1 pseudogene is annotated in these 298 nt (G+C 58.7%); it reads left to right on the forward strand.

From position 1 onward, the window contains the following. Nucleotides 1-298: pseudogene (locus tag CN311_RS31760) on the forward strand (carbohydrate ABC transporter substrate-binding protein); the annotation flags it as partial.

Below are 298 nucleotides of genomic sequence, written 5' to 3' on the forward strand. Positions count from 1 at the left end.
CGCCTATGCCGGGATGGACGAGGCAAAAGCCTTCCTCGATAAGGAGATCGGGCCCCTTTCGACGCTTTCGCGCGCCGACCAGGAAGCCGAGATGCAATGGTTCATCGATGCCGCGAAGCCTTTCGCCGGCATGGACATCAAGGTCGTCTCCGAGACCATCGCCACGCATCAGTATGAATCTCAGGTTTTGGCGCCGGCCTTTACCGCCATCACCGGCATCAAGCTCTCGCATGACCTCATCCAGGAAGGTGATGTCGTCGAAAAGATCCAGACCCAGATGCAGACCGGCCAGAACCTC

The organism is Mesorhizobium sanjuanii (assembly GCF_002529485.1).
Lineage (GTDB): Bacteria > Pseudomonadota > Alphaproteobacteria > Rhizobiales > Rhizobiaceae > Mesorhizobium > Mesorhizobium sanjuanii.